We start from the raw sequence: 14,287 nt of genomic DNA on the forward strand, positions 1-14,287 counted from the left end.
TCAGGCGAACGCCAGGGCGTGTGCCGCGAATCCTCCCAGCACACCACCGATGGCCGGGCCGACGACGGGGACCCACGCATAACCCCAGTTGCTGCTGCCCTTCCCCTTCATCGGCAGGAGGGCGTGCGCGATGCGCGGGCCGAGGTCGCGCGCCGGGTTGATCGCGTACCCGGTGGGACCGCCGAGGCTGGCCCCGATGCCGACGACGAGGAGGCTCACGGCGAGCGGCCCGAGCCCGGAGGGTGTCTTGCCGAAGGCGATGACGACGAACACGAGGACGAAGGTGCCGATGACCTCGGTGACGACGTTCCAGGCCGTCGAGGGGATGCCGGGGCCGGTCGAGAAGCAGGCGAGCTGGTCCTCGGGCGCCTCGGCCGCGTCGAAGTGCCGGCGGTAGGCGAGCCAGGCGAGGGTCGCGCCGAGGACGGCCCCGACCATCTGGGCCGTGAGGTAGAGGAGGACCTTGACGGCCGTGTCGCCGCCGAGGTCGTCCCCGGAGGCCACGAGGCCGAGGGTGACGGCCGGGTTGATGTGCGCTCCCGACCGGTAGGCGACGTAGACGCCGGCGAAGACGCCGATGCCCCAGCCGAAGTTGATCATGAGGAAGCCGCCACCGTTGCCCGTGGTCTTCGGCAGCACGGCGTTGGCGACGACGCCGACGCCGAACAGCAGCAGCGTGGCCGTCCCGATCGCCTCGGGGATGAAGATGTCAGTCAACACCGACCGACCCCTTTCGTCCGGCGGCGCCTCGCGGCGCCGGATCTTCGACGTCTCTGCTGGTCGGGCGGGCCCGGGGGCCGGACGGCCACGGTGGCGTCTCGTGTGCCGATGCTGTCCGAGCGGCAGGAGAGCCCACCATCGGCGACGTTCGACATCGTCGGACGCCGGTCCGACGACCGCTCCGGAGCGGCAGCGGGTCGGCGACCGGCCGGTGCCGTGATCCGCGCGATACCCGCGCCGTCGCGAACGGGTCGACCCGCTAGGTTCGGACGGGACTGCCCCCACGGAGAGGAACCACTGTGCGCATCGGCGTCCCCCGCGAGTCCCGGTCCGGCGAGACCCGGGTCGCCGCGACACCCGCGACGGTCGGCAAGCTGCTCGGCCTCGGCTACACCGTGTTCGTGGAGGAGGGTGCCGGTCGCGCGGCGAGCTTCGACGACGACGCCTACCGGGACGCCGGCGCGGACGTCATCGACGACGCGGTGTGGAACGCCGACGTCGTCCTCAAGGTGACGTCACCGACCGATGCCGAGGTCGCGCGGCTGCGATCCGGTCAGATCCTCGCGTGTCTGCTGGCCCCCGCCCTGAGCCCTGAGCTCGTCGAGAAGCTGGCGAAGCGCGGCGTCACGGCCCTCGCGATGGACGCCGTCCCGCGCATCTCCCGGGCCCAGTCGCTCGACGTCCTGTCCTCGATGGCGAACATCGGCGGCTACCGGGCGGTCGTCGAGGCCGCGCACGAGTTCGGCTCGTTCTTCACCGGGCAGGTCACGGCCGCCGGGAAGGTGCCGCCGGCGAAGGTCCTCGTCGTCGGGGCCGGGGTGGCCGGGCTCGCCGCGATCGGGACGGCGAGCAGCCTCGGCGCGGTGGTCCGCGCCTTCGACGCGCGCCCCGAGGTCGCCGAGCAGGTCGAGTCGATGGGGGCCCAGTTCCTGCGGGTCGACGTCGAGGACGAGGGGCCGTCGGCCGATGGCTACGCGAAGGAGACCAGCGCCGACTTCGACGCGGCCGCGGCGGCCCTCTACGCGGAGCAGGCGAAGGACGTCGACATCGTCGTGACGACCGCCCTCATCCCGGGCCGTCCCGCCCCGCGGCTGCTCACCGAGGAGATGGTGGCGTCGATGAAGCCGGGCTCGGTCGTCGTCGACATGGCGGCGGCCAACGGCGGGAACGTCGCGGGCACGGTGGCGGGCGAGAAGGTCGTCACCGAGAACGGCGTGACCATCCTCGGCTACACCGACCTCCCGGGCCGGCTGCCGACCCAGTCGAGCCAGCTGTTCGGCACCAACCTCGTCAACCTCATGACGCTGCTGACCCCCGAGAAGGACGGTGAGGTCGTCCTCGACCTCGAGGACACCGTGCAGCGGGGGATGACCGTCGTCCGGGAGGGCGAGGTGCTGTGGCCGCCGCCCCCGGTGCAGGTCTCGGCCGCCCCCGCCCTCGGGACGGACGTCGTCACGGTCGACACGAACAAGAAGGAGCGCGGGCCGCTGCTCACCCCGCAGCGCAGGCTCGGCCTGGCCGTCGCCGCCGGGGCCCTGTTCCTCCTCGTGTCGGCCTTCGCGCCTGCAGAGTTCCTCGGGCACTTCATGGTGTTCATGCTCTCGGTCGTCGTCGGGTTCTACGTCATCGGCAACGTCCATCACGCACTGCACACGCCGCTCATGTCGGTGACGAACGCGATCAGCGGCATCATCGTCGTCGGGGCCCTGCTCCAGGTGGGTCGGGGGAACGTCTGGGTGTCCGTGCTCGCCTTCGTCGGCATCCTCGTGGCGAGCATCAACGTCTTCGGCGGGTTCCGGGTGACCGCGCGAATGCTCGAGATGTTCAAGCGCGAGGAGGTCGCCCGATGAGCGCGACGCTCGCGCAGGGCGCCTACATCGTCGCCGGGCTGCTCTTCATCCTCGCCCTCGCCGGGCTGTCGCGGCACGAGTCGGCGCGGGCGGGCGTCCGCTTCGGTGTGGCGGGCATGGCCGTCGCGCTCGTCTTCACGGTGTTCCTCGCCACCGCGGGGGAGGGCGGGTCCGGCTGGCTCGGGCTGCTGCTCATCGTCGTCGCGATGGCGGCCGGGGCGGTCATCGGGCTGGACCGTGCGCGCAAGGTCGAGATGACCGGCATGCCCGAGCTCATCGCGATGCTGCACAGCTTCGTCGGGCTGGCGGCGGTGCTCGTCGGCTGGAACAGCTCGTACGAGGAGTCGCCCTACCCGGCCATCCACGACGTCGAGGTCTTCGTCGGGGTCTTCATCGGCGCCGTGACGTTCACCGGCTCGATCGTCGCGTTCCTCAAGCTGTCGGCGCGGATCGCGTCCAAACCGCTGACGCTGCCCTTCCGCAACCAGCTGAACCTCGCGGCGATCGCGGTGTTCGTCGTGCTCACCGTGGTCTACGTCGTGCTGCCCGAGGAGTCCGTCTTCGGGCGGCACCTGCTGCTCGGCGTCGTCACCGTGCTCGCGCTCGCGCTCGGCTGGCATCTCGTGGCGTCGATCGGCGGCGGCGACATGCCGGTGGTCGTCTCGATGCTCAACAGCTACTCGGGGTGGGCGGCGGCCGCCGCGGGCTTCCTCCTCGGCAACGACCTGCTCATCATCACCGGTGCCCTCGTCGGGTCGTCGGGTGCGTACCTCAGCTACATCATGTGCCGCGCGATGAACCGGTCGTTCGTCTCGGTCATCGCGGGTGGTTTCGGGGTCGAGAGCGGTACGGCGGCCAGTGGCGACGAGGACTACGGCGAGCACCGCGAGGTGGGTGCCGAGGGCGCTGCGGCGCTGCTCTCGGGGGCGAAGAGCGTCGTCATCACGCCCGGCTACGGGATGGCCGTCGCGCAGGCGCAGTACCCCGTGGCGTCGCTCACGAAGGCGCTGCGCGACAAGGGCGTCGACGTCCGGTTCGGCATCCATCCGGTGGCGGGCCGTCTGCCGGGCCACATGAACGTCCTGCTGGCCGAGGCCAAGGTGCCCTACGACATCGTCCTCGAGATGGACGAGATCAACGACGACCTCGCGGACACCGACGTCGTGCTCGTCATCGGCGCGAACGACACGGTGAACCCCGCGGCGGCCGAGGACCCGAACAGCCCGATCGCGGGGATGCCGGTGCTGCGGGTGTGGGAGGCCGCGGACGTCGTCGTCTTCAAGCGGTCGATGGCCACCGGGTACGCGGGGGTGCAGAACCCGCTGTTCTTCCGGGAGAACACCCAGATGCTGTTCGGCGACGCCAAGGAGCGGGTCGAGGACATCCTCAGGGCCCTCTGACCCCGGCGAGACCGCTTCAGGCCGCCGAGCCCACCTGCGATGGCGAGGCACACAGGCTGTCGCCATCCGCACCGGCAATGTCCTGTGCGGATGGCGACACGGTGTGCGTCTGCGCCCCGGGTGCGCCACGGGGGTGGCCTCGGGGCGACGGTCAGGGCGCGGGGTGTGGCGCCCTGCTGCCCGTCGACTCCCGCCAGGCGGCCGCCTCTCGGACGCTCATGACATCGCCTCCTTCCACCCGAGGCGGCACGCGATGGTGACGCCCACCGCGACGGCCATCGGGATCACCGCTGCTGCGACCAGCCTGCTGTCCGTGTTTCCCAGCGCGAGGGCGGTCGACGCCCAGCGTGATGCGAGTGTTGCCGGCCCGCAGACCGCGAGCAGCATCCGCGTCCGTCGGGTGAACCGGGGCGACACGACCACGGCGACGAGGCCCGCCAGCCAGATCGGGGTCGCCCACGACGCCGACGCGAGGATGCTCAACCCGCCCAGGTAGAGCTCGTCCGCGACGCGGTCTCCGAAGATGCCGATCAGGTAGGTCATCGACTCGAGCACGAGGAACGGTGCGGTGGCGACTCCCGTGGCCAGGACCCCCACCGAGGCCCACGCGACCGCCCCCGGGCCCCAGCGTCGGGACGGGGGCGGGGCCCCACCACTCCGTGCGTCGGCCGCGACGTGTTCGGGCGGGCCGAGTCGCAGGAGTGCGTCGTTGAGGGCCCTGGGGTCCTCCGGGTGTTCGGCGAGGGTGGCGTCGAGGTGCTCGCGGATGCCGGCGAGCACGTCGTCGCGGGTGGCCGGGTCGAGGCCGGCGAGCATCCGGTCGAGCTCGCCCAGGTAGCTCTCGACACGGGCGTGCGCGGTGGTCATCGAGGTCCCCCTTCGAGTGTGGTGTCGACGGCGTCGCGGAAGCTCTTCCACGTGCGCCGGAACGTGGCGAGGGCGACCTCGCCGGTGGGCGTGAGCTCGTAGTACCGGCGAGGTGGGCCGGACGGCGACTCGACCCAGCTCGTGTCGACGAGGCCCTGTTTGCGTAGCCGCGACAGGAGCGGGTAGAGCGTCCCCTCGCCGGCCAGCAGCACCTCGTCCTCGCCGAGGCGACGTGCGATGTCGAGCCCGTACATCGGCTCGCCGTCGAGCAGCGCGAGCACGCAGTGCTCGAGGGCGCCGCGGCGCAGATGCGTCAGGATAGCGCTGTCGCCGGGATCCATGCGTCACAAGGTAGCGGTCGTGAGCATCATCCGGCAAGGCGATCTCCGCGGGGTGGTTGCGATGTGACTCCGTGCCCCGAGTGTGCGGTTCCCGGCCGGCCCAGGAGGGAGAAGGGGGTTGGCAGAACCGCTACCGCGGCGGAAGGGAACACCTCACGAGCGGTAGCACTTCTGCAGAGGGGGTATCCCCTGGCGGGCGACCACGGGACGCCCGGAGCCGGGCGCGCACTCGCGTCGGTAGGCTTCCCGGCGTGAGCGAGCCCACCGCGCCCGACCGTCCCGCCGGCATCACCTACGCGGAGGCCGGAGTCGACGTCGAGGCCGGTGACAAGGCCGTCGAGCTGATGAAGGAGTCGGTCCGCCGCGCCACCCGCCCCGAGGTCCTCGGCGGCCTCGGGGGGTTCGCCGGCATGTTCGACGCGAGCGGCCTCGCCCGCTACCGGCACCCCGTCCTCGCGACGTCCACCGACGGCGTCGGCACCAAGGTCGCCATCGCCCAGGCCCTCGACCGGCACGACACGATCGGCTTCGACCTCGTCGGGATGGTCGTCGACGACATCGTCGTCTGCGGCGCCGAGGCGCTGTTCATGACCGACTACATCGCCTGCGGCAAGGTCGTCCCCGAGCGAATCGCCGCCGTCGTCTCGGGCATCGCCGCCGCGTGCGAGCAGGCCCGCGTCGCGCTCGTCGGCGGCGAGACCGCCGAGCACCCCGGCCTCCTCGGCCCCGACGACTACGACGTCGCGGGCGCCGCCACCGGCGTCGTCGAGCACGACGACCTCCTCGGCCCCCAGCGTGTCCGCCCGGGGGACGTCGTCCTCGGCCTGGCCTCCAGCGGCCTGCACTCCAACGGCTACTCGCTCGTCCGCCGCGTCGTCAGGCACGCCGGCTGGGCGCTGGACCGCCACGTCGACGACTTCGGACGCACCCTGGGGGAGGAGCTGCTCGAGCCCACGCGCGTGTACGCGGCCGACCTGCTCGACCTCGTGCGCACCGACGGCGTCGACGTCCACGCCCTCTCGCACGTGACGGGTGGCGGCCTGGCGGCGAACCTGGCCCGGGTGCTGCCGCCGGAGGTGCACGCCCGCCTCGACCGCGGATGTTGGACGCCACCGCCGGTGTTCTCGACGGTCGGCGGCCTCGGCGGCGTGCCGCGCGCCGACCTCGAGCGCACCCTCAACATGGGGGTCGGCTTCGCCGCCGTCGTCCCCGCCGACTCCGTCGACGCCGCGACCGCGCACCTGACGGGCCGCGGCATCGCGACGTGGGTCATGGGCGAGGTCTTCGACGCCTCCGTCGCCGAGATGGCGGCCGGCGAGGTCGCCCGCGGCGCCAAGGGTGTCGACGGCGGCTCCGTCGAGCTCGTCGGGGACCACCCTGCCTGACCTGGGCCCCGGCGGTGGTCGTCCTCCCCGCCGTGGGGCACTTCTGACGACGAAGCCACCGACGGGCGTCAGACGACGGCGACCTGCGGGCCGAACAGCGCCATGGCGTCCAGGGCCCGCCGGTGGTTCTCGGGGGTCGAGCCGGCGCACGCCGCCCCCACCACCTCGACCGTCACCCCGGCGTCCGCCATCGGCAGCACCGTGGACAGCACGCAGCAGTCGGTGGCCACCCCGCACACCGTGACGTGGCCCCCGGCCCCGAGGACGTCGGCGAGCACCGGCCACTTCCCGAACGTCCCGGCCGTCACGACCTGCCCGGCGAGCCCGCTCAGCTCGGGCACGACGGCGTAGAGCGGGTCCTCGTCGGGGACCAGGGCGAAGCCCCACTCCTCGTAGTACGGACCCCACGAGCCGCCGAGCGAGGGGTCCGCGACGAACCGGGTGAACACCGTCCGTTCCGGTCCGAACGCCTCCGCCAGCTCACGCATCCGCCCGGCGGCAACCCCGAACATCGGTGAGCCCCATGGCGAGGTGGACGGGTCGGCGAAGACCACCTGCGGGTCGACGACGACGAGCCGGTCGCGGCGCGAGGTCACGCGGCGGGCTCTCGGGCCGCGGACGCCGGCATGGCCTCCTGGCGGCGCACGGTCCCGCGCCGGGCGAGGTAGGTGACGCCGAAGCCGATCGCGAGCGCGAGGAGCACCCCGATGTTCGAGTACGGCCAGGCGCCGTCCCAGTACGGCCCGCCCTCGGACGCCGGGACGAAGGTGCCGAGCCCGAGCGGCTCGATGAGGTAGCCCTGCCAGTTGTTCCACCCGGCGTCGGCCGCGAACGCGTTGACGACGAGCCCCCACCCGACCACCGAGGCGAGCGCCATCGTCCCGATCGAGGTCAGGTCCCAGGCTCCGTACCGGCCCCGGGAGTCGAAGAGGGCGTCCGCGCCGTGCGGGCCGGCGTCGTAGTCACGGCGGCGCAGCGCGAGGTCGGCGATGAAGATGCCCGCCCACGCCGCGAGCGGCACCCCGAGGGTGATGAGGAAGGACTGGAACGGCCCGAGGAAGCTCTGCGCGAAGAAGACGACCCAGACCGTGCCGAGGGTGAGGATGACGCCGTCGACGAGCGCGGCGGCCGGTCGCGGGATGCGCACCCCGAGCGACAGCAGGGTCAGCCCCGAGCTGTAGATGCCGAGCACGGCACCGGACACGAGTGAGAGGATGACCGCCACGAGGAACGGGACGAGGAACCACGTGGGGAGGACGGTGGCGAGCGTGCCGATCGGGTCGTCCGGGATGCCGTCGAGCACGGCCTGGTCCGACGCGGCGAGCAGCAGCCCGAAGAGCACGAGCAGCACCGGTGCGGTGGCCCCACCCACGGTGTTCCACAGGACGATCCGCGAGCCGGCGGCGTCCCGGCGCTGGTAGCGCGACCAGTCGGCGGCGATGTTGACCCAGCCCAACCCGAAGCCGGTCATGAGCATGACGAACGCCCCGACGACCGCCTGCGGCGGGCCGCCGGGCACCGCGGTGACCGCCGACCAGTCGATGTGGCCGGCCGCGACGGCGAGGAAGAGCACGGTGACGGCACCGGTGACCCAGGTGAGGACCGACTGCATCCGCATGATGACGTGGTACCCCGCGACCGATGCGGCCACGATGAGGGCCGCGACGACGACCGCCGCGACGACCTTGGTGGCGGTGCCCCCGCCCCAGCCAAGCCGCTCGACGATCGTCGCCGTCGCCAGGACGGCGAGGATGGCGAGGAAGGTCTCCCAGCCGATGGAGACGAGCCACGAGATGACGCCGGGCACCCTCTGGCCGACGACGCCGAAGGAGGCTCGCGACAGGACCATCGTCGGGGCCGAGCCGCGTTTGCCTCCCACGGCGACGAGGCCGCACAGGAGGAAGGACACGACGATCCCGAGGACGGTGACGACGGCGCCCTGCCAGACCGAGATGCCGAACTGGAGGACGAACGCGGCGTAGGAGATGCCGAACACCGACACGTTGGCCGCGAACCACGGCCAGAAGAGGTCACGCGGGACGGCGGTGCGCTCGCGTTCCTCGACGATCTCGATACCCGTGGTCTCGACACCGAGCCGTGAGGTCTCGGCCGCGGTGGGGGCGCTCATGGCCCGAGCATGGCAGAGCAGATCGCGTGGGGACGTCGCGCGCGCACGACGTCCCGTGCGGTTCCCTTGGATACCGGCGCGGAGGGGGAGGTCAGGGCGGCGTCACCGCTGCCCGTTGGCCCACTGCCCGTAGTCGTCCTCGTCGTCCCAGTCGCGTTCCGCGGCTGGCTCGCCGTGGTGCGTCTGTGTGTGAAGTTCCCGCTCAAGCGCGGAGAGGTCGGTGTCGGGGCTGAAGTACTTCAGCTCACGGGCGACCTTCGTCTGCTTGGCTTTGGCCCGGCCGCGCCCCATGGCGTGACCCCCTCATGCGTCTGCCGGGGCGGCATCGCTGGTCGGACGGCCCCGGTTCGGGGTCATCCCACGTCGCGGAGCGGCTCCGGGAATGGTGTGTTTTTCGTGGGTCCAACGGTACATGAGTCGCTGCGGTTGCGGCGACGTCACCGGATACAAACGACGTCGAGAGTGCTCCTGTTCCGGACTCACGGGACGGGTCCCTGCGCCGCACGCAGCCAGGGGGTGCGGCCCCCGGCGGCCATCCGCTCCTCGGCGAGGCGGTCCGCGGCCACCGCGGGGCTCACGCCGTCGGCCCGCGCGGCGTCGAGGACGGCGAGCGTGCTGTCGAAGATGGCCTGGGTGCGAGCGGCGGCGCGGTCCATGTCGAAGCCGTGCAGCTCGTCGCTGACCTGGATGACACCGCCGGCGTTGACGAGGAAGTCGGGCGCGTAGACGATGCCGCGCTCGGCGAGCCGGTCCCCCGTGCCGCCGGACCCGTTCGTCACGAGCTGGTTGTTCGCACCGCCGCACACGACCTCGGCGCGCAGCGCGTCGACGGTGACGTCGTCGAGCGCCCCGCCGAGGGCGTTCGGGCTGAACACGTCGAGCTCGGCGCGCGCGACGTCCTCGGCGTCGGCGGCCGCGGTGACCCCGGGATGGGCGGCCACGACGCGTTCGACGGCCTCCCGGTCGACGTCGGTCACGAGCACCTCGGCACCGTCGGCCAGGAGGTGCTCGGTGAGCTTCGCGCCCACCTTGCCGACGCCGACGACGCCCACCCGGCGGCCCGACAGGGTCGGCTCCCCCCACACGTGCTGCGCCGCGGCCCGCATCCCCTGGTAGACGCCGAGCGCGGTGAGGACGGAGGAGTCGCCGGCGCCGCCGCGGTCGGGGGAGCGTCCCGTGGCCCAGCGGGTCTCCTCGGCGACGACGTCCATGTCGGCGACGTACGTGCCGACGTCGCACGCCGTGACGTAGCGGCCCCCGAGCGACTCGACGAAGCGGCCGTACGCGCGCAGGACGTCCGGCGTCTTGTCCCGCCCGGGGTCGCCGACGATGACCGCCTTGCCGCCGCCGTGGTCCAGGCCCGCGAGGGCGTTCTTGTAGGACATCGCCCGAGAGAGCCGCAGCACGTCGGCGACGGCCGCGTCCATCGTCGGGTAGGGGTGGAAGCGGGTACCACCGAGGCCGGGGCCGAGCGCCGTGGAGTGCAGGGCGATGACTGCCCGGAGCCCGGAGCCGGGGTCGGAGCAGAACGCGACCTGCTCGTGCCCGGCGAGGTCGACGAGGTCGAGGGGCGCCATGACGTTCACGCTAGACCCTGCCGTCCGGCGCCATCTCCCGGGAGCCGGGAGCCGGGAGCCGGGAGCGGGGAGGCCGGGCCGGCACGCGCAGTGGATTCACAGCGCAGCCGTAGCCCCGCCCGGCAGAGTGGTTCCCACGAGGTTCCCGGGGGGACGGGACACCTCTTCGGGCCGGACCGCCGGGGGGATGGCGGTCCGGCCCGCACCATCTCATCGGGTGCGGACCGTGCGAGGGGGACGGTCCGCACCCGCGGCCCTGTCGGGTCGGCGCGCGCTGTAGCAGGATGGCGGCGTGACCGGAGCACGAGATGTCAGGGTCGGGTACAAGGCGTCGGCGGAGCAGTTCGCTCCCGGGGAGCTCGCCGGGTACGCGGTGCTCGCCGAGCAGCTCGGGCTGGACTCGGTGACGATCAGCGACCACTTCCAGCCGTGGCGCCTCGAGGGAGGGCACGCGCCGAGCTCCGTCCCGTGGATGGCCTGGGTGCTCGCCCGGACCGAACGGGTCCTGCTCGGGACGTCGGTCATGACGCCGACCTTCCGGTACAACCCACCTGTCGTCGCCCAGGCGTTCGCGACGATGGCCTGTCTCGCGCCGGACCGGGTGATGCTCGGGGTGGGCACGGGCGAGGCGCTCAACGAGATCGCGGTGGGCTCGGTCGCGGAGGGCGAGTGGCCGGAGTTCAAGGAGCGGTTCGCCCGGCTCCGCGAGGCGGTGACGCTCATGCGCCGGCTGTGGACCGAGCCGCGGGTCACCTTCGAGGGCGAGTACTACCGCACCGAGGACGCCGCGGTGTACGACCGACCGGACGAGCCGGTGCCGGTGTACGTCGCCGCGGGTGGGCCGATGGTCGCCCGGTATGCCGGCCGGCATGGGGACGGGTTCATCTGCACGTCCGGCAAGGGCGAGGAGCTGTACCGCGACACGCTCGTCCCGGCCGTCGACGAGGGCCTGGACAAGGCCGGCCGGGACCACGGCGAGATCGACCGGATGATCGAGGTCAAGGTCTCCTACGACCCCGACCCGGAGCGGGCCCTGGAGAACTGCCGCTTCTGGGCGCCGCTGTCGCTCACCGCCGAGCAGAAGCACTCCATCCACTCGCCCGCGGAGATGGAGCGGGCCGCCGACGAGCTGCCCATCGAGCAGGTCGCCCAGCGGTGGGTCGTGGCGTCCGAGCCGCAGGAGGTGGTCGAGGCGCTGCGCTTCTACACCGACCTCGGGTTCGACCATCTCGTCGTCCACGGCCCCGGCCACGACCAGGAGCGCTTCCTGCGGACCTTCGCCGAGCAGGTGCTCCCCGGGCTGCGCGAGCTCGTCCCCGCATCGCGGTGACCGAGCCGCCGGCTGCCGGTCCGCTGGCGGGCGTCCGGGTCGTCGAGCTGGGCGCCATCGGTCCGGTGCCGTTCGCGGCCATGTACCTCGCCGAGCTCGGGGCCGACGTCGTCCGGGTCGACCGGCCCGGGGAGGCGAACCCGCTGGCGCTCCTCGGGGGCCTGCGACGCTCGCGGCCCAGCATCGCGGTCGACCTCAAGCGCACGGAGGGCGTCGAGGTCGTGCGGCGGCTGCTCGACGACGCCGACGTCCTGCTCGAGGGGTACCGTCCCGGCGCCCTGGAGCGGATGGGCCTCGCACCGGACGATCTGCTCGCCCGGGCGCCGCGCCTCGTCGTCGCGCGGATGACCGGCTGGGGGCAGGACGGGCCGTGGGCGCAGCGGGCCGGGCACGACATCACCTACGCGGCGGTGTCCGGGGCGCTCCACACCATGGGGACGGCGGAGCGCCCGGTGGTGCCGCCGCCGCTCGTGGGGGACTTCGCCGGAGGGGCGATGTACCTCGTCGCGGGGGTGCTCGCGGCCCTGGTGTCGCGAGGGGCGACAGGGCGCGGCCAGGTCGTGGACGCCGCGATGGTCGAGGGCGCGGCGCACCTGCTGAGCCTCGTGCACGGGATGACCGGGGTCGGGGCGTGGCGTGCGGAGCGTGCCGGCAACCTGCTCGACGGTGGGGCTCCGTTCTACGACGTGTACCGGTGCGCGGACGGGAGGTTCGTCGCTGTCGGGGCGCTCGAGCCGCAGTTCTGGCAGGAGCTCGTGGAGGTCCTCGGGGTCGAGGTCGGCGAGCAGGACGACGAGTCGACCTGGCCGGCGCAGCGAGCGGCCTTCGCGGACGTCTTCGGGAGGCGGTCGCGCGACGAGTGGGCGGCGGTCTTCGAGGGGACGGACGCCTGTGTGGCGCCGGTGCTCACTCCTGCCGAGGCGGCGGAGCATCCGCAGCTCGTCGCGCGGCGCGCGTTCGTCGTGCGGTCCGACGGGGTGCGGGTGCCGCGCCCGGGGCCGCGGTTCTCGGAGACGCCTGTGCGTGAGCCGGGTCCGGAGCCACGGCCTGGCGCGGACACCGTCGCCCACCTGACGGCGAACGGGTTCTCGACCGAGGAGGTCGAGGCACTGCTCGCGTCCGGAGTGGTCTCCCGGCCCTGACCACCGCCCCCCTCCCGCCCAGGGGCCGCGGGAGTGTTGGATGGGGCGATGAGCACCGCGACGGTCCGCAGCGAGGCGGACGGACCCATCGGCCGGATCACGATCGACGCTCCCGAGCGGCTGGGCGCCGTCGACCCCGACATGTGCGACGCGATCGTCGCCGCGCTCACCGGCTTCGACGCCGACCCCGACATCCGCGTCGTCGCCCTCGGCGGCACCGGGCGGGGCTTCTGCTCCGGGGCGCCGCTCACCGCCGACGGCGCGACGATGGGCGTCCTCGAGGCGGGCGAGCGGCTCGTCCGGTCCGTCGTCGCCGCCCGCACGCCCGTCGTGGCGCTCGTGCACGGTGTCGCGGCCGGGATCGGCGTCCCGATGGCGCTGGCCTGCGACTACGTGCTGACCCGCGACGACGCCCCGTTCGTCCTCGCCTTCAGCCGGATCGGCCTCATGCCTGACGGCGGGGCGACCGCCCTGGTCACCGCGGCGGTCGGGCGGGCCCGCGCGATGCGGCTCGCGCTCACCGGCGAGGCCGTCGACGGCGCCACCGCGGCCGCCTGGGGGCTCGTCGCCGAGAGCGTCCCGGCCGAGGACTTCGACGCCCGCGCCGCAGCGCTGCTCGCCGCGTTCGCGGCCGGCCCGCCGCTGGCGTACGCCGAGACCAAGGCCGCGGTCAACGCGGCGGCCCTCGACCTGGACGGCGCGTTCGCCCGCGAGGGGAAGGGGCAGCGCCGGCTCGGGGCGACCGAGGACCACCGGGAGGGTGCGGCGGCGTTCGTCGGCAAGCGCAGGCCCGAGTTCCGCGGTCGCTGAGGCCCGGCGTGGGTCAGCCCGTCAGGCGCTCCGCGAGGTCGGTGATGGACGTCACGACGAGCTCGGGTGCCTCCATCGTCGGCGGGTACGGCGCCTCGGCCCGCGCCACGTAGGCCGTGCGCAGGCCGGCGCACGCCGCACCGTGGATGTCCCAGGGGTGCACCGCCACGAGCATCGCGTCGCCCGCGTCGACCCCGCAGACCTCCAGCGCGTACCGGTAGGCGGAGGCGTCCGGCTTCCAGCGCGGCGCGTCCGCCACCGACAGTGTCCGCTCGACCACCCCGGCGAGCCCGGCCCGCTCGAACAGACCGTCGGCCACCGCGGTCGCCCCGTTGCTCAGGGTGACCAGCCGGATGCCGGCGTCGGCGAGGGCGCGCAGTCCCGGTGCCACGTCCGGGTGCAGCGAGAGCCCCATGAACGCCTCGAGGACGGAGTCGGCCGCCGCGTCCCGATCGGCCGGGCCGTCCGGCATCCGCGCCATGAGCCCGTGCAGCGAGGCGCGGGCGAGGTCGGCGAACGACGGGTTGCCTCCCGTCACCGTGATCGCCATGCCGTCGCGGAGCAGCCCGGCGAACCACGTGGGCGCGAGGTGGGCGGGCATCCCGAGGTCGGTGAACCGGTCGGCGACCGGTGCCATGTCGGACAGCGTCTCGTTGACGTCTAGGACGACGACGGCCGGGGCCGGTGCGGTGGCGCTCATCCGGCCATTCTCCGCGACCCGGCGTGGACCGCGACCC

Annotated in this window: 14 protein-coding genes; 6 read left to right on the forward strand and 8 right to left on the reverse strand. The window is 73.3% G+C overall.

The window, feature by feature from the left end:
* The gene (locus JQN72_RS02005; RefSeq protein ID WP_204133647.1) at nt 1-717 is read right to left on the reverse strand and encodes an MIP/aquaporin family protein; all 717 of its coding nucleotides are present in this window, start codon (nt 715-717) and stop codon (nt 1-3) included.
* Between the two features lie 302 nt (nt 718-1,019).
* Here JQN72_RS02005 and JQN72_RS02010 point away from each other — a divergent pair, with 302 nt between their 5' ends.
* Entirely contained in the window at nt 1,020-2,570 is a 1,551-nt protein-coding gene (locus tag JQN72_RS02010) for a Re/Si-specific NAD(P)(+) transhydrogenase subunit alpha (protein WP_204133492.1), read from the forward strand.
* Nucleotides 2,567-3,970 (forward strand): Re/Si-specific NAD(P)(+) transhydrogenase subunit beta, encoded by a 1,404-nt coding sequence (pntB, locus tag JQN72_RS02015; RefSeq protein WP_204133493.1) that lies wholly within the window; start codon nt 2,567-2,569, stop codon nt 3,968-3,970. Before JQN72_RS02010 ends, pntB begins: the two co-directional genes overlap by 4 nt.
* Nucleotides 3,971-4,186: 216 nt before the next feature.
* Here the strand turns inward: pntB and JQN72_RS02020 are convergent, their stop codons facing one another.
* Together JQN72_RS02020 and JQN72_RS02025 are read right to left on the reverse strand one after the other, a co-directional pair.
* Nucleotides 4,187-4,837 (reverse strand): hypothetical protein, encoded by a 651-nt coding sequence (locus tag JQN72_RS02020; RefSeq protein WP_204133494.1) that lies wholly within the window; start codon nt 4,835-4,837, stop codon nt 4,187-4,189.
* Nucleotides 4,834-5,178 carry a PadR family transcriptional regulator gene (locus JQN72_RS02025; RefSeq protein WP_204133495.1) on the reverse strand — a complete coding sequence of 115 codons (345 nt, stop codon included), beginning with the start codon at nt 5,176-5,178 and terminating at the stop codon, nt 4,834-4,836. The genes JQN72_RS02020 and JQN72_RS02025 overlap by 4 nt, the downstream gene beginning before the upstream one ends.
* A gap of 251 nt (nt 5,179-5,429) precedes the next feature.
* On the opposite strand from JQN72_RS02025, the gene purM reads away from it, so the two are divergent.
* Nucleotides 5,430-6,563, forward strand: coding sequence for a phosphoribosylformylglycinamidine cyclo-ligase (gene purM / locus JQN72_RS02030; protein ID WP_204133496.1), 1,134 nt, complete (start codon nt 5,430-5,432; stop codon nt 6,561-6,563).
* A 68-nt stretch (nt 6,564-6,631) separates the two neighbouring features.
* Here the strand turns inward: purM and JQN72_RS02035 are convergent, their stop codons facing one another.
* From JQN72_RS02035 to JQN72_RS02050, 4 genes are all read right to left on the reverse strand, one after another.
* On the reverse strand, nt 6,632-7,159 hold the full coding sequence (locus JQN72_RS02035) for a cysteine hydrolase family protein (RefSeq protein WP_204133497.1): 528 nt from the start codon (nt 7,157-7,159) through the stop codon (nt 6,632-6,634).
* Nucleotides 7,156-8,691, reverse strand: a complete 1,536-nt coding sequence (locus JQN72_RS02040; protein ID WP_204133498.1) for a cytosine permease — start codon at nt 8,689-8,691, stop codon at nt 7,156-7,158. The genes JQN72_RS02035 and JQN72_RS02040 overlap by 4 nt, the downstream gene beginning before the upstream one ends.
* Before the next feature lie 102 nt (nt 8,692-8,793).
* Nucleotides 8,794-8,982: a DUF3073 domain-containing protein gene (locus JQN72_RS02045; protein WP_204133499.1), complete on the reverse strand. Its 189-nt coding sequence runs from the start codon at nt 8,980-8,982 to the stop codon at nt 8,794-8,796.
* Between the two features lie 188 nt (nt 8,983-9,170).
* A complete protein-coding gene (locus tag JQN72_RS02050; protein WP_204133500.1) occupies nt 9,171-10,268 on the reverse strand; it encodes a Glu/Leu/Phe/Val dehydrogenase dimerization domain-containing protein in 1,098 nt (365 codons plus the stop codon).
* Nucleotides 10,269-10,560: 292 nt separating this feature from the next.
* Between JQN72_RS02050 and fgd the strand changes: the two genes are divergently transcribed.
* The 3 genes from fgd to JQN72_RS02065 are packed head-to-tail and all read left to right on the forward strand — an operon-like array spanning nt 10,561 to nt 13,550.
* Nucleotides 10,561-11,598 (forward strand): glucose-6-phosphate dehydrogenase (coenzyme-F420), encoded by a 1,038-nt coding sequence (gene fgd / locus JQN72_RS02055; RefSeq protein WP_204133501.1) that lies wholly within the window; start codon nt 10,561-10,563, stop codon nt 11,596-11,598.
* On the forward strand, nt 11,595-12,740 hold the full coding sequence (locus JQN72_RS02060) for a CaiB/BaiF CoA-transferase family protein (RefSeq protein ID WP_204133502.1): 1,146 nt from the start codon (nt 11,595-11,597) through the stop codon (nt 12,738-12,740). The genes fgd and JQN72_RS02060 overlap by 4 nt, the downstream gene beginning before the upstream one ends.
* A 48-nt stretch (nt 12,741-12,788) precedes the next feature.
* Nucleotides 12,789-13,550 carry an enoyl-CoA hydratase-related protein gene (locus JQN72_RS02065; RefSeq protein ID WP_204133503.1) on the forward strand — a complete coding sequence of 254 codons (762 nt, stop codon included), beginning with the start codon at nt 12,789-12,791 and terminating at the stop codon, nt 13,548-13,550.
* 13 nt (nt 13,551-13,563) lie between these two features.
* Here JQN72_RS02065 and JQN72_RS02070 read toward each other — a convergent pair whose 3' ends face one another.
* Nucleotides 13,564-14,250, reverse strand: coding sequence for a haloacid dehalogenase type II (locus tag JQN72_RS02070; RefSeq protein ID WP_204133504.1), 687 nt, complete (start codon nt 14,248-14,250; stop codon nt 13,564-13,566).
* Between the last annotated feature and the right edge of the window lie 37 nt (nt 14,251-14,287).

The organism is Phycicoccus sp. CSK15P-2 (assembly GCF_016888005.1).
Classification (GTDB): domain Bacteria; phylum Actinomycetota; class Actinomycetes; order Actinomycetales; family Dermatophilaceae; genus Phycicoccus.